This is a genomic window from Bacillus cereus group sp. MG16 (assembly GCF_040459875.1).
In the GTDB taxonomy this organism is placed as follows: Bacteria; Bacillota; Bacilli; order Bacillales; family Bacillaceae_G; genus Bacillus_A; species Bacillus_A paranthracis.
Window position 1 is genome coordinate 2,555,373 of record NZ_JARVHE010000001.1, and the last position, 18,103, is coordinate 2,573,475.

Here is an 18,103-nt window from a genome sequence, read left to right on the forward strand (position 1 = left end):
AAAGTATACGACCTCCTGTGGCGAATTTATGAATTAATCGAAATAATGTACGATTTTCAATTCTCCATTAGGTTGGTCGAATTCATATTTAATTGTCCAGAAAACATAGGTGCAGTTAACGCTAAAGTTAAAGCATGCAATTGTAATTTCATCATTTCCTTCGACCTCCTTTTAGAATATTTTTCTTACGTTAGTAATTATATACAATTAATGGATAATTGTAAACAGGAAAAGTGAAAATTTTTAATTTTGATTAAAATGCGTATATTTTAAAGGGTTTTGAGAAGGTGTATTGTAATTAACGAAATATCGATAAAAATGGGGGATGCTAAATGAAATATATGCATCGTATTGTAGTTGTTATGCTAACAATTTTTTTATTTATTACTGCTTGTTCTAGCGGAGAAAGAATAAAAGAAATATCTGATGTGAAACCTGGTGATTTTAAGAAATATGCGGGGACATATGTTGGGAATAACTCAGATGTAGTTGCAATTGTTAATCATTTACCCGGTGGTGATACATTTCAAAGCATTAGTTTAGAGAATGAAAGTATAAAGGTGTACTATGGTGCAAAAGGAAATGGAACTCTGACAGAAGACATGGTTGAGACGTATTGGTTTGATGGTAAGGATACGATGGAGAAGAATTTTCTCTTTAACGTTATTTATCTAGCGATTTTAGTACCAAATGCGAAAAGCTACGAGTTTCAAGTAGAAAATAAAAATTTCACGATAAAAAGAGAAGAAATACTATCAATCCTGTATGAAAAATTTGATAATTTCCCAAAAGAACATGATATATGGGATAAAAAGAAAGTAGGAAAGTTTTTTAAAGATAAAAATGAAAAAATTACAATGCTTGTGGAAGATAAAGATTTTCGGAAATCTTTATTTGCTAAATCTCCAGTACAGCAGTTGAAATGATGGGAGGAAAATAGGTGGAGTTAGTATATAAAATTACTTATCATCGAATGCAAGATCATTATTTACCTAAGTTAATACAGGCAATTAGCTTCGTTAGTGAAGAAGACTTATGGAAACAAGGGGATTCTGTGAATTCAATTGGTGGAATTATACTACATATTTGTGAACATATACAGAGAAATACTAGTCGTTATAAAAATCCAAATATAGTCTTTGAAAAGGGAATTGAGGAGTATTTTCCAGTAAAGCGACAACGTACTGAACTTTTGCTACAGTACGTTGAAGAAGTATTTGATGAATGGGGAACAGAATATATACAAGCATGTGGAGAAAAAAGAAATATTGAACTTCATAGTTTATTACATTTAGTGGAGCACACAAGTTATCATTTAGGGCAAGTTGTAGATCGTACAAAGTCTATAAAGGGACAACAATTTAATTTTTGTCAAAATGGTATAAATGAAAAGAATTTAAAAATTAGAGTTGAAACTTCAAAATTTTAGAAAGAGAGTTATTCTTAAACGAATGACTCTCTTTTTTTATAAAAGAAATTTATGGAAATATACATTTTTATGTGATATGGTTAATTACATAAGTAATGAACCTATGAACCTAAGGTGGTGAAATTATGAAACCTACTCTGGAGCAAAATAAATTAATATACTTGCAAATTGCAGAAACGATCGAATCTGATATTTTAAAAGACATATTACTTGAAGAAGAACAAGTGCCATCAACAAATCAATTTGCGAAGATGTTACAAATAAATCCAGCTACTGCAGCTAAAGGGGCAAACGTATTAGTGGATGAAGGGATTTTATATAAAAAGAGAGGGATCGGGATGTTTGTTGCAAAAGGAGCGAAAGAAGTTGTACTTAAAAAAAGACAAAATACTTTTATGACCGAATATTTACCGAAAGTGTGGGAAGAAGCGAAAGTGTTAGAAATATCAAAAGATGAATTGATGGATATGATTCAAAAAATTACGAAGGAGGGGAAAGAGGGATGATTGCACTTGAAACGAAAGAGATAACGAAAAAATATAAAAAGAAAGTAGCTGTAAATAAAGTTACGATTTCATTGGAAGACCATAAAATATATGGTTTGCTTGGGAGAAATGGAGCAGGAAAAACGACACTATTAAATTTACTTGCAGGTCAAATTACTTCAAGTAGTGGAAGCGTATCAATATTTGGCGAACATGTTTTTGAGAATAGTAAAGCGATGCAAAATATTTGTTTTGTTAGAGTGAAAGAAGAAGCTCATTTAAGTTTTAAAGTAAAAGAAATTTTTAAGATGTGCAGCATGTTTTATAAAAATTGGGATGGAGCTTATGCTGAAGAACTGGCAGATAAATTTAAGCTGAATATGACAGAGAAATACCATAAACTATCCCATGGTATGCAAACAGTCGTAGGAATTATTCAAGGATTAGCAAGTAGAGCACCAATTACTATTTTTGATGAACCGACTACAGGTTTAGACGCAGCACATCGAGAGTTGTTTTATAGTTTACTACTAGAAGATTACGGTGAGTATCCACGAACAATTATATTATCAACACATTTAGTAGAAGAAGTAACCCATGTGATTGAAGATGTGATAATCATAAAAGAAGGAAGATTAGTTGTTCAATCATTGGTGGAAGATTTATTACAACAAGTTCAGATTATTTCAGGGCAAAAGGATAAAGTGGACGAGTTCTTGATCAATAAAAAAGTATTAAATCGAGAAGTTTATGGAAATAAGGGTATTGCTGTTATATGGGAAGAACTTTCTAATGAAGATTATTACTCTCTTGAAAAAGAAGGTTTAGCAATTGATAGAATTACATTACAAAAATTATTTATTCACATAACTGGTGGTGAAGTGGAATGACGATATTAATGAAACAGTTAAAGTTACATATTAATTTTCATTATAAAGCAATTTTAATATTTTGGATTGTAGCCTTATTAATAAAAGGGGCTTTAAATGCTGCGCATTTAAATGGAGTGAACATTGGTTATTTACCCGAAATTATAAATAACCCGTCAATAGCAATTATGTTGTTTATAGTAGGGAGTGTTTTCATCATTCAAGATGAGCTATTTCGTTTAGCTGTTTCATTTGGTGTAACGAGAATTCAATATTTCATCGGAGCAATTTGTTATATTATCTTGCAATCCGCAATGTTTTCGTTTCTTCAAATAATGCTTTTGCAAGATATAAAATATAATTTAGTAAATGTTAGTTTTGGGGAGCAATCGGTACAACAATTTATTTTGCACTTTTTATTTTATGTTACAACAGCATGTTTCTTTCAAGTGGTAGTAGTTTTTAAACAACGATTTCAGTGGATCGGTCTTATGATTGGTGGGACCCTTTTCTTATCAATAAATAGTGTACTTTATGGAGAAGCAGGGGTAACCAGTTTATTATTTACGAGTGATGGATCTTTAGTAAATATACCGTATTTTACTGTTATTTCAATTGGATTAACTGTCCTTTATATCATAACTAGTAGTATATTTATTCGTAAAGTATCATTCGAAAAAACGATTTGAAATATTATTAGATTACTATAGAGAGAAGGATAGCAAATGGGAGATACATCTTCACTCATTACAGTCTTTTTAGGCATTGCACTATTAATATTCTGGCGTCGTTATCGCTCCATGCATAAGCCAATAAAGGGATCGGGAAAACATATTTTATGGCCGTTATTATTTTTAACACCAGGTGTTGTATGGTTTTTTGGTCCAGTACATCCAGCTATATTACAAGTAGTTATAGCGGTATTCATTGGGGTACTTTTTGCTGTGCCGCTTATAGTATTAACAAATTATGAACGAAGGGACGATGGGAATATTTATACGAAAAAAAGTGCAGCTTTTTTAATTACTTTTATTGCACTTGTCGTTTTAAGGTATGGTTCAAGACAATTTATTGTAGATTTAGATCAACAAACGGTTGGTTTATTATTTTACGTAGTTGCTGTCTCGTATATTATTCCTTGGAGAATTGCTTGTTATATAAGGTTTAGGCAAGTTTTGCGGGGGAATAGTAATCATACAGTGTAAAAACAAAGACTTCTCAATAGAGAAGTCTTTGTTTTTATGAAATCATTATATGCTATGTAACTAATTTTCCCTCTCAAAATCACCACTATATGGTAAAATTTTATAATGAATGAAAGAAATGTATGGTAATGGGGGTAAATCAAATAAATGAAATGAAAATAGTTCTTTTTGAGAGGAGGTAATGAGTCGATATGAGCTACTTTATTGCGTTAGTATTTGCTGTTTTATTAGCTTTTTCATATAAAATTGTTGATATTACAGTTGGCATTATTATTGGAAAAACGTTGTACCGCAAGATAGAAAATGAGATTATTTATATATGGGGGACAATACTGACGATAATTAGTTATTTTTATGTAGATAATTATGTATTCCGTTTACCAATTCACTATGAATCAATTGTTGTATTAATCTTGATTGCTTTGATAACGAATATTGTCATTTCACGATACTCAGGATATAATCCAATTGGGAAAAAGAATATCTTAAACTTTGTAATTATGTATCCTGTTTTTGAAGAAGTAATTTTTAGAGGGATGATTATACCAATACTTAACAACGCATTCCCAATCCTCTCTAATTTTGAAATAGCTTACATACCAGTTACGCTACCAATTCTAATATCTTCCTTTCTATTTGCTGTATCTCACTTACAATATTACAAATTTAATCAGACTAGTATAAAATTTATGCTGTTCGCATTTTTAGGGGGAATAATACATGGTATGATTACGGATTCCACACTATCAATTGTTTTCCCAATATTATTACATATAGAATTCAACTTCCTTTCTGTATATTACGCAATAAAAACTGTAGTAAATTGATAATTGAGTTAGTGTATTTATAAATGAATTATTGAAATCTTATTAAAAAAGGTAAGAAAATAGTTTTTTTACTACAGCTAACGAATTTTACGTCAACAATCACCTCTAGCTGGGGAACTAGTTGATTTTTATAGTAACAAAGATAAAATCTCACATGTAGAGACTGTTTTAGCGTATAAAATCCGCGTTTCAAAAAGCTGACAAAAGTCAGCTTTTTTTATTCGTAGCATAAAGTAAAGCACCAATCGCACCGCTATTACCACCATCTCGTAAAAAGATGGGTGTTTTATTTTGGTATTTTGTGTAGCTACTAATAATATTTTGAAGATGTATGTTATTACATAGAGTCGAACCAATATAAATAATATGGTCAATGTTTTTTGTTTCGGCGAATTGAAGGCTTAATGCAGTAACGACTTCACCGACAAGTCCTTGTATAGTAGCAAGTATATCTGAGTTATTATAATTTGATTCTATAGTAGCGGCTTTACCAAAATTGCTAGCAGTTAAGCTATTATCAATAGGAGAGAGAATACCACCATAAATATCTCCAACCGTAATATCTAGTTCTTTTCTAGATCCTATTTTTGTTAAAGGAATCACATCTTCAAAATGATCTATGTTTGTTAACAATTTTGAAAGCCCCATAATAGTACCACCGCCAACACCGGTTCCACCAACTCGAATATATTTTTCATTATAAACGTAATGAATGGAAGTGCCTGTACCGATATTTGTTAAAATAAAATTGTTTATATCATATTTATTATCTTTTAATATGTATCGGACACCTGTAAGAGTAGCTTCAAATTCGTTTAGTTCTACTATTTTATATGAGGGTGAAAGTAGTTGCTGTAATTGTTTTGCTTTACCACCTGTAATACATATTTGTTTTTTACCAGTGTTTTGCTTAAGCCAATCTATTATTTTATTTTGTTCATTTGAATAAAACTTTTCAAAAGCTAATTGCATTTTTTCGTTCAAATAAGCAATTTTCGTTAATGTTCCTCCAGCATCGATACCAATCGTACTTTCCATTTTTCTGCCCCTAACTAAGTAATTTGTTTACTCTGTTCATGTTGATGAGACGAATTTGTAGGAGATAGATACCCTAGTGAATGAAAACGTCTCTATTCTGCTTGGTATATTAATAGCTTTTCTATCGTTACAATCGGCTGATTATTAACGGTTGCGGTACCTTTACCAAGAACAAAACCTCGGCGATTGCGAGTTAACTCATAATGTAAATCAAGTTTATCACCGGGATATGCTTTTTCATGGAATTCAACCCCATCTAAAGAGGAAAGGAAGCCTAGCCCTTCAGAGTCACTCGTATGTACAAATGCGCTAAGCTGAGCAAGTGCCTCTACAATTAACATATGAGGCATATGATTTTGACTATCATTTATAAACCATTCGTTATTTGTAATGAGTTTATATCCTGTAACGGATTCACCTTGTTTTACATTTGTTACTTTATCAATCATTAAAAATGGATAACGATGGGGAAGCGTGTCTTTAATATGCATATGAAAGTACCTCCAATGAATAATACCCCTGCTAAAGTTAAGCAGGGGAGTGGGAACTAATTTTTAACTAATTCATCTACTTTTTCAAGGGCGAAAATGCCGCTATTTCTAATGTTTTCAACAACTTGTTGTAACACTTCTTTATCTTGAACGAGTGCAATACGTACAAAGCCTTCTCCGTGAGGTCCGAATGCATGACCTGGTGTGACAACGACATTCGCACGATCCATTAATGCATAAGCGAAGTCTATAGAAGTCCAGCCTTTCGGAATTTCGGCCCAGACGAACATACTGCCAGCTGGTTTTTCAACATTCCAGCCAAATGTTCGGAACCCATCGACTAAAGTATCTCTACGTTCTTGATAAATACCACGGTTTTTCTCACAAAAAGCAGCACCATTTTTTAGTGCAGCACATGCCGCTTTTTGAATTGGTAAAAACACTCCGTAATCTGTATTGGATTTAAACTGAGTAAGCGCACGAACAATTTCTTCATTACCAATCATATAACCAATACGGCTACCTGCTAAACTATAACTTTTTGACAAAGAGTTGATTTCTACGCCAACATCTTTAGCGCCAGGTACAGAGAGGAAGCTAATTGGTTTAATACCATCAAAATAAAATTCAGCATAAGCAAAATCATGGACAACAATAATGTTATGCTTTTTCGCAAATGCGATTACCTCTTTAAAGAAATCTTCATGAGCCATTGCTGGAACGGGATTCCCTGGGAAGTTTAAAATCATCATCTTCGCTTTATCTGCAATTTCTTCAGGAATTAGCTCTAAGTTAGGTAAGAAATCATTATCTTTCTTTAGAGGCATGTAGTAAGATGTTGCACCAGCCATTTGAATTCCTGTTTCATAAGCTGTATATCCTGGATCAGGAACTAATATAATATCTCCTGGATTCGCATAAACCATAGGTAAATGAACGAGTCCGTCCTGTGACCCCATTAATAATAAAACTTCTTTATCGGCATTTAATATAACATTATGAGTGTTGTTGTAATATTCAGTTACAGCTTCGTGAAATTCTTGAATGCCACTTAATGTGTATCCATAGCTTTCTTTTTGATCTGCTGTATGTACCATTTCTTCTCTTACGAAATCAGCAGGTGGCATATCAGGATTCCCGATACTTAAATCAATCATTTTGTGACCTGCTGCAATTTTTTCTTTTTTATAGGCCCCTAATTCACTAAATATAGAAGATTGGAATGCTTTCATTCTAGTTGCTAACGTGTAAGTCATCAAAACCCCTCCTAAAAAACAGTGTTTTCTTTCTGCGTTTTTAATTATTCTGAAAACACATGGTTACATTTTATCACTTTTTTGTGAAAATTAAAATGATTGACAAATTTAGAGGGAGGTTAAAGAGATGGAATACAAAATAACGCAGAAAACATTTTCTGCGTTTGATATGAAGTGTAATTATTTCTTTTTATATGTACATAATTTTTCCACTGCATAAAAGTATACGTTTAATTTGCCATCGACAACTTTTAAAGTTTGATCTGATGTAAATGAGTTACCATAATCAATGTGATATACATTAGAATCCTTAACAAATGAGCCTTTGTATAAATCTTCTTTTTTCTTCGTTGTTTGCATCTCTACTAAATATTGAATGATTTTTTCTTTCTTTTCTTCTTTTACAACTGTTTCAAATTTATACGATATAGGACAAAGACCGTTTTTATTGTCAACGACTTCCCAAGAACCGTAAATATCATTATTGCTACATCCGCTAAGTAAAACGATGAATATTGGAATAATTAATAGAATCTTTTTCATTTTGTACTCCTTTCTTTGCATTTTCAATAAACGTGCGAATACGATACGAACATTGTAATAAATAAAGTTTAAATTTTTATAAAGAATTATTTAATTTCATATAAAAATTTAGGGGGGATTGAAAAAGCATGAATCTAGTATAAAGTCAGATTCATGCCTAGTTTGCTATCTGATGTTTTGTTTTTTGTGGATAAATGAAGTGGAAAGAAGAATGACAATGCCATTTAAAATATATACATTTACAATAGAAACGGTTAGGTTAACTGCTCCAAAACTAGCTTTATTGAATATAGAAATGAAAGCTGAAGTAGTCAAAAAGATAATGGGAGTTAACAGTAAAAATATGAAACCTGCCACAATTCTTCTTTTAAAGTTATGCCCTGAAAGGGAAAAGGCTAAAAAGTTTAGGATGCTAAACATAACTATTACAAAAATAAAGATAATAAATAATTGCATACCATCAGACATTCCTACACCGCCTTGTTGTAGATAATAGTTTATATAATGTATTCGAAGGTAAGAGTGTTTACTTTTTTTAATAATTTTAATAAACGTAATAAATAAGATTATATAAAACAAAGAAGCATGGATTAGTTTAATACTACTAAATCCATGCTTCTTTAATTATGTTATAAATTCGCAGATTGAGATGGTTGTTTTTCATACTGTTTCTGTTTAGAAAGCGATATGAAAATAATGAATAATGAAATAACACCGAAAATAAGAACCATATATTGCAATCCAATCGTATCTAAGAAGAAGCCTGTGCCAAGTAAGACAATTTGGAACATCACTCTTTCAAACATATTACGGAATGAGAAGAGTCGGCCGTGATAGCTCTTTTCCACTTTCGTTTGGAAAATTGTCGACATAATAGGGAAGAAACAACCAACACTAAAACCAAACAACCCAAATGATGTAAGAGACATCCATTTTATATCGCTAAAGAACAATGATAGATGTGCAAAAGCGGTACAAACAGCGAAGAAATATAGTAACTTTTCAGGTTTGAAATGATCAGATAAACGTTTAATAACGAAGGCACCTAACATAAATGCGATACCTTCAATCGTATATATAAAGCCTTTAATCGTTGGATCATGTTGCATTTCGCTAATATTAATTACCATTAAATTAAATCCAGCTATAAATAATAGAGGGATAATACTTAATATAAGTGCTGTGAAAGCAATCGGAATTCCTCTTAAAATACGGAATACTTCCATAAAGCTATTATCTTTTGCCGCTTGTTTACTAGGTGTTGTTGATTTCTTATCTTCGAATTGTAGGAAGAAAGTTGATAGGAATAATAAAGCATATGCTGCCATTGAGAAGGCGTACATATATTGTAAACTCATTACAACTAAAAGAATTCCACCTAGTGAAGTACCTGCAATACGAGCGATTGTACCTACATTCATATGTACACCGTTCATTTGTAATAACTCATGCTCACGTACGATAAGTGGAATTACAGATTGTAATGCAGGGAAATAAAATGCTGCTGAAATTTGAAGCGCAACCATAAATGCAATCATAAAGGCGATACTTTCAAATTGGATAGCGAAAAACATAAAAATAACACTAATAACACGACCAAAACCAGCATAAAGAAGGACTTTTTTCTTTTCATATTGATCGATGATACGACCAGCCATAGGTCCCACTAGAACACCTGCTAATAGTCCGATAAACAATATAACTGATTTCATGAAATCAGAAGGGACATATTTTTGCATAAATTCCAGGTTGCCAAGAATGCCAAGCCATAACCCTAAACCTGCAATAAACTCCCCAATTAAAACAATCCAAACATTTTTATTACGCCACATAATATAAAACCTCTCCGTCTTTTAAAATGAAAAACTCGTATATAAAACCTCCTTATTTTATGTATTATTTTTAACGAACTTTTTTAGAGTCAGAGTCTATATTACGTGTTTCATGAGTGGATTTCAATCTTTTTGATTTGTCAAAAAATCGATGTGTAGTTGATGAAATAAGTAATGAAAATGTAAAAAATTATGATGAAGTATCAATTGAAAGTAAGGACAAATAAAAGGAAAATAGAAAAGCAAGAACGTACATACTACGTTCTTGCTTTTCTCAAGTACAAAATGAAATATTAGATTCACTTAGCAACATTTACGCTCTTGTCCAATAGCTAAAGCGCTAAAAGATAGAGGACCAACAACTTCTGCGCTTGCGCCGCTAGTAAGGTTTTCTACAGTTAATGAATATTGGTGCGTTCCACTGCTAACATCTTGATCTATAGCTTGAAATGTTTGAGTATAGAATTGTTCAGAATCTGTAGATTCAATACCTACTTGTGCATTAAAAATTTCAAAGTTATCACGGAAAATTCGGAATAAAACTTGTGAAGTCCCAGTTATACCTTCTACACCAATTGTAGCGATTAATTCTACTCGATTATTACGTGAATCTCTACTTGAAATTCTCAACTTCAAATTTGCTAGAATTGCTTTATTTGGAGAAGCTGGGATTGCAAAAGTTGTTTCACCTGTTTTACTTATAGGCTGAGTAGCTTGATAGTCAATGATATGAGTCATATTCGTCACCTCCTCATATACTAAAATATGAAAATAGCAATGAAATAGCTTGGACAAATAATAGAATATTTTAATAGAGTCGACATTAATTGTTGAAAAGGAGTAATTCACAAAAAAGCATCAAGAAAATATCACAATACAGTGATGGTTTTCTTGGTGCTTTTGTACTTAGGCCGAATATTCTTCTTTGCGTACTTCGAAAAATTCATTACGACGTAAGTAATTATAAACTTTCTCGGAAACCTCTTCTTCTTCAGACATTAAGAAACGATGATTAAAAGCATAGAAGGATTGACCTTTAATTAATTTTACGTAGTAAATTTTACACGCCTCCTCTAGCAAAATTAGTATTCACTTAATATTATGATGACCTATATGCTTGTGAATCATACTTGAAGTTTCAAAGTATAGAAGCGAAACAAATTAAAAAGCTTACAAAACTGTAATGTTGTTGTCACGTTTTCCGATAGTTAAAAATAACCAATCTCCTCTATACTACAAATAAGTTACATAAAATAAGGGGGTAAAAATGATGGATGAAGTGATTGGAGAAGTTGTAGCAGGAATCTGTGAATTTGTGGTGGAAGTAACAGCAGATGCTATTGGGAATTTAGTTTCTGGAAAGGATGAGGAAAAAGAAACATTATAATAGTTTGTAAAAGTATACAGATGATTAAACTATAAAGGCTGATTTCTAAAGGGAAGTCAGCTTTTTTATTTTTTACATTATATTAATATTATTTGAATATTCATTTGTTATTATGTTTATGAAACTCATAAAGGAGGTGAATAAATAAAGATGTCGAATTTAGAGGCTGATTTATCTGATTCTCGTTTAATTGTGGCGAATGTGGAGGAAAAGGAATATCACTTTATTGTTCGTGAACACCCGATTGTAGGAAAAATGATATCGCTATTGGAAAATGGAAAAGAATATGGTTTAATAGATAAACAAATTGCTAATAAAGATAAATTTATTAAATCGGAGCTTACTAAATTAGAGTATTTTAACATAGATGTTCTCTATCATACACCTGGATGGATATGGATTGGTATGGATCAATTTGGTTTACATGCTCGTGAGGCTACTTATAACGAAGTAGACGTTATTATGAAGTTGAAAGAGGATTTATATTATATAGATGTATATGAAAAAGTAAAAATGTAATTAATATTTAGTCAGGTTAGGGGACAAGTTCCCGTAGCCTTTTTTGTTTTATATGTAAACGGAAAATCGATTTTATGTTGATGATAGGACAGCATGATAAGAAGTGAGCTGAAAAGAGGATTTGAAAATACATAAAGAGAACTTTAATTATTATATGAATTCTATATGTAAATAACAATAGAAAGAAGATGATAAAATGAGTAAAGAAGAGCTTGTGAAACAACAGTTTGGTAATAATGCGGAGAAGTATGTAAAAAGTAAAATTCATGCTAAAGGACCGGATTTACAATATGTAGTTCAACAAGTTGAGTCTCGTCATAATAATCGTCTTCTTGATATTGCTACTGGCGGAGGACATGTTGCAAATGTATTAGCGCCATTGTTTAAAGAAGTAGTTGCTTTAGACTTAACAGAAAAAATGTTAGAGAATGCAAAAAAATTTATTATAAGTAACGACCATGAAAATGTGTCTTTTGTTGCTGGAAACGCTGAGAGTTTACCGTTTTCTGATAGTTCTTTTGATACAATTACGTGCCGAATTGCAGCACATCACTTTACGAATCCAGCTCAGTTTATTTATGAAGTAAATCGTACGTTAGAAGATAATGGATTGTTTATTTTAATAGATAATGTTTCGCCGGAAAATAATGAATACGATACATTTTATAATTTTATAGAAAAAAAGCGGGATCCGAGTCATGAACGGGCTTTGAAAAAAACAGAATGGATTACCTTATTAGAGAAAAATGGTTTGCAAATGCAGTCATGTCTTACTTTTGACAAGAAATTTGAATTTGACTGGTGGTGCGATATGATGGATGTACCTTTGCAGAAACGCGTGAAATTAACAGAATGTATGATGAAAACATCAGTTGAAATGCAAGAATTTTTTAACATTCAATATGAAAATAATAAAATTATATCGTTTTATACTGAAATGGCATTGTTTATATGTAAAAAAAGTGCGACATTAAAAAGATAAATTTCTTGAAGTCTTTTCAAAGTACGATATACTTAGTACTGAGAAAATGAGAATAGAGGAAAAGTAATAATGATTCGCGTACGTATTGAAGGAACTGAAGAAGAAATGCTTGAATTTATGGAGAAAATGCCTGATATTCCTGGATTTGAAAAAACACATATGAGAGAACCGAGAAAAGGAAATAATCCAAAATATGATTCAAGTAAAAATATACTAGCATATTTATCTTATAAAAAGATTGAAGTCGCCAATAAATAGGCGGCTTTTTTAGTTTGCATCGTTTCACAGCCTTGTCTTTTTCACATAATAATAATAGTAGATTATGCTGAAGAGGGGTGAGGATAGTTAATAAGAAAATCATCTTTTTTGGAGACTTTGGTATTGACGATGCAGTGGCGTTAATTTATGCAAATAAAACATGTAAATTAGATATTATAGGTATTGTTGCTGAATATGGAAATGTATCGCGAGAAATCGTAACGGAAAATGTGTATTTTTTAGAAAGATACTATGCTACAAAAGTAAAAATCATTGAGGGTGCAGCGAGGCCGATGACTGCTGAAGAACCTTTGTTCTTTCCTGAAATCCATGGGGAGCACGGTCTAGGCCCAATTATTCCACCTAATATGAGGATTTGTAAACGAGAAAATTTTTGTGAATTAATTAAATTAATTGAACCTTGTCCAGAAGATATTATTATCGTAGCGACAGGACGTTTAACAACATTGGCGACGTTATTTTTATTATATCCAAATGTAATGGATAAGATATGTTCTTACTATATCATGGGTGGTGCATTTTTATTTCCTGGTAACGTTACTCCTGTATCAGAAGCGAATTTTTATGGAGATCCAATCGCGGCAAATATTGTAATGAAGTACGCAAAGAATGCGACAATTTATCCGTTAAATGTAACGCAAGGAGCCCTTATTACTCCAGAAATGGTGAATATTATTAATAAAGAAGGAACAGGGCAGGCAAAGCTTATTAAACCAATGATTGATTTTTATTATGAGAACTTTTATAAAAAAGAATACCCGGGTATTGCTGGAAGTCCGATTCACGATTTACTTCCATTCATTTCATTTATAAATGATGATATTTTTGAATATAAAAAATCTGCAGTTTGGATTAGTACGACAAATGACGTAACAAGAGGACAAAGTGTGGCTGACTTTAGAAAAATAGCTGAACCGACGAGGTTTGATGATCGGCCGATACAAAGAATTGCGGTTGGTTTTAACTATCCTGCATTTAAAGAAGAGTTTATGCGGACAATATTGAAGCCCGACTGTCCATAATAAGTGTAATATCTCAAGTTGCATAAATTGTTAGCCTAAAAAGTTAATTAACATGTATTATTTTTACAAAAAAATACAGTTATGCTCCATGAATAACTTATGAAAAATGTAACATAACTAATGGTAAGCAATTGTTTCTAATTATATTTTGATTGGTGAAATATAAAGGAGGTTATCATATGATTTGGTCTTTAATCGTTGGTGGTATATTAGGGTGGCTTGCTAGCTTAATTACTGGTAGGGATGTACCAGGCGGTGTAATTGGTAATATTATTGCTGGTATTATTGGTTCTTGGATTGGTGGGAAATTACTTGGTAGTTTCGGCCCAGTAATCGGCGGATATGCAATTATTCCAGCTTTAATTGGTGCGATTATTTTAATCTTCATCGTAAGTTTCTTATTGCGAGCAATGCGAAAATGAATGTAAGGACTGTTTACATTTGTAAGCAGTCCTTTTTATATGTTATGCTAGTATTATACAATCAGGAGGTGTCAGCATTGAAATCATTTACAGTAAATTTCCATCAAGAAGATAATGCTAAAGCGACAACAGTACATAAATTAAGTGAAGAGGACTTCAATAAAGCGACAGAAAAAGGTACTCGTCATCTATTTGATTTAGATACAAACGTTGGATTCTTCGTATTCTTTGACGCAGAAGATGCAGAAGGAAATGATCAATACTTAATGTTACAATATGAAGGGGATCATGAAGAGCCAACTGCGTGCTACGGATTTGATTTAAAACTATACTATCAATTTTTAGCATTATACTTAAACGATCTTGAATTCCAAGGTGAAACAGATGAAGAAGAGGAAGAGTATGGTCCAATTCATCATTTAGCTCACTTACTTTATCATATTGTTGAAGATGGAAAGTCAATCGAAGTGTAAAAATACATATGTAAAGCTGCCCTTTTTGGGCAGCTTTTTTCTATTTAAGGAAGGATTGCAGTGTAATTGGCGAGAAGGGATATATAAGGAGATGGGGGAAAATGATTAATAATACAATTCCGAGTTTTTTTAAATTATGGGAAAGCACTGACGTAGAATTAGTAGTCCTCAATCAATATTTCACTTCGCATCCAGAGATATTTGAAGAATACTTTAAGTATCATTGTCCTAATACGAATGAACGTCTTTCTAATGCCATAAAACAATATCCCGCAAAAATAGAAGATATTCGTATCATTGCAGAAACATTACCGACTCTTATTCAAGAGATAACGAATGAATATCGTAATAAATATAGCTTTGATGTAAATATGAAATTCCACATATTTGTTGGAGCTTTTGGATCTAATGCATTCGTAGAGAGGGAGATCATTGGAGATATATTTTTTGCGGTAGAAAAATTATCTCCAGATTTGAATCATCTTCGTGTTATTGTTGCTCACGAAATAGGGCATATATATCATAATGTTATGTTACAAAATAATGGAATGGATTGGGAGAAAGCTGTGTGGACCGATGCGGCAGTTAATTTGTATCGTGAAGGTGTTGCAACATACGTATCAAAGCAAATTGTGAAAGGTTTAAATGAATCCGTGTATTACTCATATGACGATGATGGTGAACGTTGGTTACAATATTGTATAGAAAATGAAGAACAAATAAAGAAACGTTTTTTGAAAGATTATATAGAAGGATGGACGTTTGAAAAAGAGAAAGAGTGGTTTCGGTTATCTGGCGGACAATATTTTGGATACAACCGACTCGGTTATTTTTTAGGAACAGCTTTTGTAGAATATGTTGCACAAGCATTGGGCGAGAGTGAAGTATTTACTTTTTGGAACAAACACAATTTGAAAAGAGGTGTAATGGATTGGTTATCGAAATGAATCAGATTATGATAGGGGGCTGAAATGTATGAGAATGTATGTAAAGATAGGTATGTTATTTCTCGCTTTTACATGCATTTTTGCATTAGTAGCATGTAAAGGGACGGACGAAAAAAAGGAAACAGACCCAACAACGGAAAATAGTAAAAACGAACAGAAAAATACTTCTCAAGAAAAGAAAGAGCCAGATGAAAAATCAAATAATGAAGGATCAACAAAACCAAAGGCAGATCAAAGTGCGAAAGATACAGTAATAAATCAAAAATCAATTAACCACGTTAAAGAATTATTTGAATTAGCGAAAGAAGGAAAAGTACCTAATGTTACGTTCGCAGCTCATACAGGAGATATTGAAGAAATAGAAAAAGCGTGGGGGAAAGCAGATAAGACAGAACAAGCAGGTAACGGAATGTACGCTACCTTTACAAATAAAAATGTTTCCTTCGGTTTTAATAAAGGATCACAAGTTTTTGATGTACGCTCCTATCATGCAGAACTAAAATCAATTACATTACAAGAAATTGAAAAGGCATTAGGAAAACCAAACTCAGTTAAAGGAAATGGTGAAGATAAAATATATGTATATAAAGTAAACAATCAGTTTGAGTTAAAATTCATTATTCCAAAATCGACTGGTAAGGTAAATCATATTTCGGTATTTTCACCTGAGGATAGTATTAATAAAATGGCAGGGTAGGATAATAAAAAAGGATGTCACAAAAGTCGAAATCGATGACCATGTGACATCTTTTTTTGGTGTAAATAAGAAACTTCCTTTTATAAAATATGATGGGGATGCTCTAAAACATCTTTTTGAATATCTTTTCTTCTTTTCTTACGCTCTAAATTTTGAACAAAAAGAGCTTGAATAATGCCCCCAATTATTAAGAAACAAGCACAAATATAAAATAGCATGCTACCGTTTAGTTTACTTAATAAAACGGCACCAAGTACAGGACCGCACGTTCGGGATATATCCCAATGTAACCCGTAAATTGAAAAATACAATCCACGTTTATCTGTAGGGGCGATTTCTGAAACAAATCGAAGTAAATGGTTTAAAGCAATACTTCCACCAATGACTAAAAAGAGTAATGTAAAAAATAGTGACGCGATTGTTGCTGAAAGCCCGTAGCCAATTGCAGCTATTGTATAGCATGTGTAAGAAATAAGAATAATTTTCGCCATAGAAAATCTTTCAGACCATTTCACGAGGAAAACTTGCAGAAAGATTTCCATAATAGCTTTGCATGTTGAAATAAAAACGAGTATGAGTTCGAAATCCGGAAAATTATGTTTCGCGAAAATAAGATAATTCGTCTCAGTTTGTGCATAAAAAAAGCTAATAGGAAGTGTAGAAATCATAAGTCCAAATACGGCGTAATGTTTGTGTACAAATTGTTTTGGAGATGCTACTTCAAATTTTTGCGTTGGTGTTGTCATTGCCGGAGCAGTTTCTGGAAGCTGCGTCCAAACAACGACTGCATATGCTATAAGTGTAATGCTTTGCACTATAAATACATATTCAGGGTGAGTCTTATAAAAAATAGTACCAATTAAAGGACCGATTAGAGTACCTATTGCTCCCATCGTTTGCAGAAGTGAGAAGATTTCTGCTTGCTGCCCATGTTTTGTTAAATCAGCAATTTGTGCACGTTGAGCGGGAATATATAAGGAACGGCCAACCCCATTTATGACATATAACAAAGCAAATATAAAAACGGATTGAGCAAAGATGAAGCTGCCGATTGCAACGCCTTGCAGCAGTAAGCCGAGTAACATAATTTTCTTTCGCCCATATTTATCAGTCACTCTTCCAGCAATAAGTGTAAATATAATGTCCGAAAGCGGTTGTAACCCGAAAATAAGCATAGTCATCATAATATTGCCGTTTAGCATCTTATTAACGTAAATAATCATAATGATAGCTAACATGGATTCTGTTGTTCGAGTTAATAATTCACCGCACAGTCTAATGATGATTGGTTTATTGTAACGTAATAAGAGATGATTCAATATTATTTCCTCCTTTCTATATTGAAATGATAAGATGAAAGGAGAATTGGAAAAAGGGTAAAAAGAATAGGGAGTATTTTT

The 18,103-nt window shown here is 32.2% G+C and carries 24 protein-coding genes; 15 read left to right on the forward strand and 9 right to left on the reverse strand.

Annotated elements, in window-relative coordinates; genetic code table 11:
• The first annotated feature begins 332 nt into the window (after positions 1–332).
• The 7 genes from QCI73_RS13120 (at position 333) to QCI73_RS13150 (ending at position 4,815) form a co-directional block, all read left to right on the forward strand.
• The gene (locus tag QCI73_RS13120; protein ID WP_353823090.1) at positions 333–926 is read left to right on the forward strand and encodes a DUF4825 domain-containing protein; all 594 of its coding nucleotides are present in this window, start codon (positions 333–335) and stop codon (positions 924–926) included.
• 14 nt (positions 927–940) lie between these two features.
• Complete coding sequence (locus tag QCI73_RS13125; protein ID WP_353823091.1) at positions 941–1,429, forward strand: DinB family protein; 489 nt, start codon at positions 941–943, stop codon at positions 1,427–1,429.
• A gap of 125 nt (positions 1,430–1,554) precedes the next feature.
• Complete coding sequence (locus QCI73_RS13130) at positions 1,555–1,935, forward strand: GntR family transcriptional regulator (protein ID WP_353823092.1); 381 nt, start codon at positions 1,555–1,557, stop codon at positions 1,933–1,935.
• Positions 1,932–2,804: an ABC transporter ATP-binding protein gene (locus QCI73_RS13135; protein WP_353823093.1), complete on the forward strand. Its 873-nt coding sequence runs from the start codon at positions 1,932–1,934 to the stop codon at positions 2,802–2,804. Before QCI73_RS13130 ends, QCI73_RS13135 begins: the two co-directional genes overlap by 4 nt.
• Positions 2,801–3,472, forward strand: a complete 672-nt coding sequence (locus QCI73_RS13140) for a DUF4052 family protein (RefSeq protein ID WP_353823094.1) — start codon at positions 2,801–2,803, stop codon at positions 3,470–3,472. The genes QCI73_RS13135 and QCI73_RS13140 overlap by 4 nt, the downstream gene beginning before the upstream one ends.
• 36 nt (positions 3,473–3,508) lie before the next feature.
• Entirely contained in the window at positions 3,509–3,988 is a 480-nt protein-coding gene (locus tag QCI73_RS13145) for a CcdC family protein (protein ID WP_353823095.1), read from the forward strand.
• 191 nt (positions 3,989–4,179) lie between these two features.
• The gene (locus QCI73_RS13150; RefSeq protein ID WP_353823096.1) at positions 4,180–4,815 is read left to right on the forward strand and encodes a CPBP family intramembrane glutamic endopeptidase; all 636 of its coding nucleotides are present in this window, start codon (positions 4,180–4,182) and stop codon (positions 4,813–4,815) included.
• Positions 4,816–5,022: 207 nt separating this feature from the next.
• Here QCI73_RS13150 and coaW read toward each other — a convergent pair whose 3' ends face one another.
• From coaW to QCI73_RS13190, 8 genes are all read right to left on the reverse strand, one after another.
• Positions 5,023–5,853 (reverse strand): type II pantothenate kinase, encoded by an 831-nt coding sequence (coaW, locus tag QCI73_RS13155; protein ID WP_353823097.1) that lies wholly within the window; start codon positions 5,851–5,853, stop codon positions 5,023–5,025.
• Positions 5,854–5,945: 92 nt separating this feature from the next.
• Positions 5,946–6,344: a 3-hydroxyacyl-ACP dehydratase FabZ family protein gene (locus QCI73_RS13160; RefSeq protein WP_000547665.1), complete on the reverse strand. Its 399-nt coding sequence runs from the start codon at positions 6,342–6,344 to the stop codon at positions 5,946–5,948.
• A gap of 56 nt (positions 6,345–6,400) precedes the next feature.
• The gene (locus QCI73_RS13165) at positions 6,401–7,600 is read right to left on the reverse strand and encodes an LL-diaminopimelate aminotransferase (protein ID WP_353823098.1); all 1,200 of its coding nucleotides are present in this window, start codon (positions 7,598–7,600) and stop codon (positions 6,401–6,403) included.
• A 180-nt stretch (positions 7,601–7,780) separates the two neighbouring features.
• Positions 7,781–8,143 carry a hypothetical protein gene (locus QCI73_RS13170; protein WP_000722267.1) on the reverse strand — a complete coding sequence of 121 codons (363 nt, stop codon included), beginning with the start codon at positions 8,141–8,143 and terminating at the stop codon, positions 7,781–7,783.
• Between the two features lie 165 nt (positions 8,144–8,308).
• A complete protein-coding gene (locus QCI73_RS13175; protein WP_262724794.1) occupies positions 8,309–8,611 on the reverse strand; it encodes a hypothetical protein in 303 nt (100 codons plus the stop codon).
• 161 nt (positions 8,612–8,772) lie between these two features.
• Complete coding sequence (locus QCI73_RS13180; RefSeq protein ID WP_000269250.1) at positions 8,773–9,975, reverse strand: MFS transporter; 1,203 nt, start codon at positions 9,973–9,975, stop codon at positions 8,773–8,775.
• A gap of 303 nt (positions 9,976–10,278) precedes the next feature.
• Positions 10,279–10,713 (reverse strand): exosporium protein ExsC, encoded by a 435-nt coding sequence (exsC, locus tag QCI73_RS13185; protein ID WP_098670482.1) that lies wholly within the window; start codon positions 10,711–10,713, stop codon positions 10,279–10,281.
• A gap of 168 nt (positions 10,714–10,881) precedes the next feature.
• Complete coding sequence (locus QCI73_RS13190) at positions 10,882–11,034, reverse strand: YqbF domain-containing protein (protein ID WP_073541767.1); 153 nt, start codon at positions 11,032–11,034, stop codon at positions 10,882–10,884.
• Between the two features lie 478 nt (positions 11,035–11,512).
• Between QCI73_RS13190 and QCI73_RS13195 the strand changes: the two genes are divergently transcribed.
• The 8 genes from QCI73_RS13195 to QCI73_RS13230 all read left to right on the forward strand — a co-directional run bounded on the left by QCI73_RS13195 (position 11,513) and on the right by QCI73_RS13230 (position 16,703).
• Entirely contained in the window at positions 11,513–11,881 is a 369-nt protein-coding gene (locus QCI73_RS13195; RefSeq protein WP_074568081.1) for a hypothetical protein, read from the forward strand.
• A 196-nt stretch (positions 11,882–12,077) separates the two neighbouring features.
• Positions 12,078–12,863, forward strand: coding sequence for a class I SAM-dependent methyltransferase (locus tag QCI73_RS13200; RefSeq protein ID WP_327923924.1), 786 nt, complete (start codon positions 12,078–12,080; stop codon positions 12,861–12,863).
• Positions 12,864–12,932: 69 nt separating this feature from the next.
• A complete protein-coding gene (locus tag QCI73_RS13205; RefSeq protein ID WP_327923923.1) occupies positions 12,933–13,121 on the forward strand; it encodes a DUF3970 family protein in 189 nt (62 codons plus the stop codon).
• 77 nt (positions 13,122–13,198) lie between these two features.
• The gene (locus QCI73_RS13210; protein WP_242275761.1) at positions 13,199–14,164 is read left to right on the forward strand and encodes a nucleoside hydrolase; all 966 of its coding nucleotides are present in this window, start codon (positions 13,199–13,201) and stop codon (positions 14,162–14,164) included.
• A 179-nt stretch (positions 14,165–14,343) separates the two neighbouring features.
• Positions 14,344–14,586: a GlsB/YeaQ/YmgE family stress response membrane protein gene (locus tag QCI73_RS13215; RefSeq protein WP_000638307.1), complete on the forward strand. Its 243-nt coding sequence runs from the start codon at positions 14,344–14,346 to the stop codon at positions 14,584–14,586.
• 77 nt (positions 14,587–14,663) lie between these two features.
• The gene (locus tag QCI73_RS13220; RefSeq protein WP_000834883.1) at positions 14,664–15,059 is read left to right on the forward strand and encodes a hypothetical protein; all 396 of its coding nucleotides are present in this window, start codon (positions 14,664–14,666) and stop codon (positions 15,057–15,059) included.
• 101 nt (positions 15,060–15,160) lie between these two features.
• Positions 15,161–16,006: a DUF5700 domain-containing putative Zn-dependent protease gene (locus QCI73_RS13225; protein WP_353823099.1), complete on the forward strand. Its 846-nt coding sequence runs from the start codon at positions 15,161–15,163 to the stop codon at positions 16,004–16,006.
• A gap of 28 nt (positions 16,007–16,034) precedes the next feature.
• Positions 16,035–16,703 (forward strand): YjgB family protein, encoded by a 669-nt coding sequence (locus tag QCI73_RS13230; protein WP_327923920.1) that lies wholly within the window; start codon positions 16,035–16,037, stop codon positions 16,701–16,703.
• An 80-nt stretch (positions 16,704–16,783) separates the two neighbouring features.
• On the opposite strand, the gene QCI73_RS13235 is transcribed toward QCI73_RS13230, so the two are convergent.
• Positions 16,784–18,022, reverse strand: coding sequence for an MDR family MFS transporter (locus QCI73_RS13235; RefSeq protein ID WP_327923919.1), 1,239 nt, complete (start codon positions 18,020–18,022; stop codon positions 16,784–16,786).
• Positions 18,023–18,103: the final 81 nt, after the last annotated feature.

Bases quoted from the DNA above. Each gene is read 5' to 3' on its own strand.
- exsC (WP_098670482.1), bottom strand. From the start codon at position 10,713: ATGACTCATATCATTGACTATCAAGCTACTCAGCCTATAAGTAAAACA.
- QCI73_RS13200 (WP_327923924.1), top strand. From the start codon at position 12,078: ATGAGTAAAGAAGAGCTTGTGAAACAACAGTTTGGTAATAATGCGGAG.
- QCI73_RS13165 (WP_353823098.1), bottom strand. From the start codon at position 7,600: ATGACTTACACGTTAGCAACTAGAATGAAAGCATTCCAATCTTCTATA.
- QCI73_RS13215 (WP_000638307.1), top strand. From the start codon at position 14,344: ATGATTTGGTCTTTAATCGTTGGTGGTATATTAGGGTGGCTTGCTAGC.
- QCI73_RS13140 (WP_353823094.1), top strand. From the start codon at position 2,801: ATGACGATATTAATGAAACAGTTAAAGTTACATATTAATTTTCATTAT.
- QCI73_RS13230 (WP_327923920.1), top strand. From the start codon at position 16,035: ATGAGAATGTATGTAAAGATAGGTATGTTATTTCTCGCTTTTACATGC.
- QCI73_RS13150 (WP_353823096.1), top strand. From the start codon at position 4,180: ATGAGCTACTTTATTGCGTTAGTATTTGCTGTTTTATTAGCTTTTTCA.
- QCI73_RS13170 (WP_000722267.1), bottom strand. From the start codon at position 8,143: ATGAAAAAGATTCTATTAATTATTCCAATATTCATCGTTTTACTTAGC.
- QCI73_RS13180 (WP_000269250.1), bottom strand. From the start codon at position 9,975: ATGTGGCGTAATAAAAATGTTTGGATTGTTTTAATTGGGGAGTTTATT.
- QCI73_RS13195 (WP_074568081.1), top strand. From the start codon at position 11,513: ATGTCGAATTTAGAGGCTGATTTATCTGATTCTCGTTTAATTGTGGCG.
- QCI73_RS13145 (WP_353823095.1), top strand. From the start codon at position 3,509: ATGGGAGATACATCTTCACTCATTACAGTCTTTTTAGGCATTGCACTA.
- coaW (WP_353823097.1), bottom strand. From the start codon at position 5,853: ATGGAAAGTACGATTGGTATCGATGCTGGAGGAACATTAACGAAAATT.
- QCI73_RS13120 (WP_353823090.1), top strand. From the start codon at position 333: ATGAAATATATGCATCGTATTGTAGTTGTTATGCTAACAATTTTTTTA.
- QCI73_RS13135 (WP_353823093.1), top strand. From the start codon at position 1,932: ATGATTGCACTTGAAACGAAAGAGATAACGAAAAAATATAAAAAGAAA.
- QCI73_RS13225 (WP_353823099.1), top strand. From the start codon at position 15,161: ATGATTAATAATACAATTCCGAGTTTTTTTAAATTATGGGAAAGCACT.
- QCI73_RS13175 (WP_262724794.1), bottom strand. From the start codon at position 8,611: ATGTCTGATGGTATGCAATTATTTATTATCTTTATTTTTGTAATAGTT.
- QCI73_RS13160 (WP_000547665.1), bottom strand. From the start codon at position 6,344: ATGCATATTAAAGACACGCTTCCCCATCGTTATCCATTTTTAATGATT.
- QCI73_RS13205 (WP_327923923.1), top strand. From the start codon at position 12,933: ATGATTCGCGTACGTATTGAAGGAACTGAAGAAGAAATGCTTGAATTT.
- QCI73_RS13130 (WP_353823092.1), top strand. From the start codon at position 1,555: ATGAAACCTACTCTGGAGCAAAATAAATTAATATACTTGCAAATTGCA.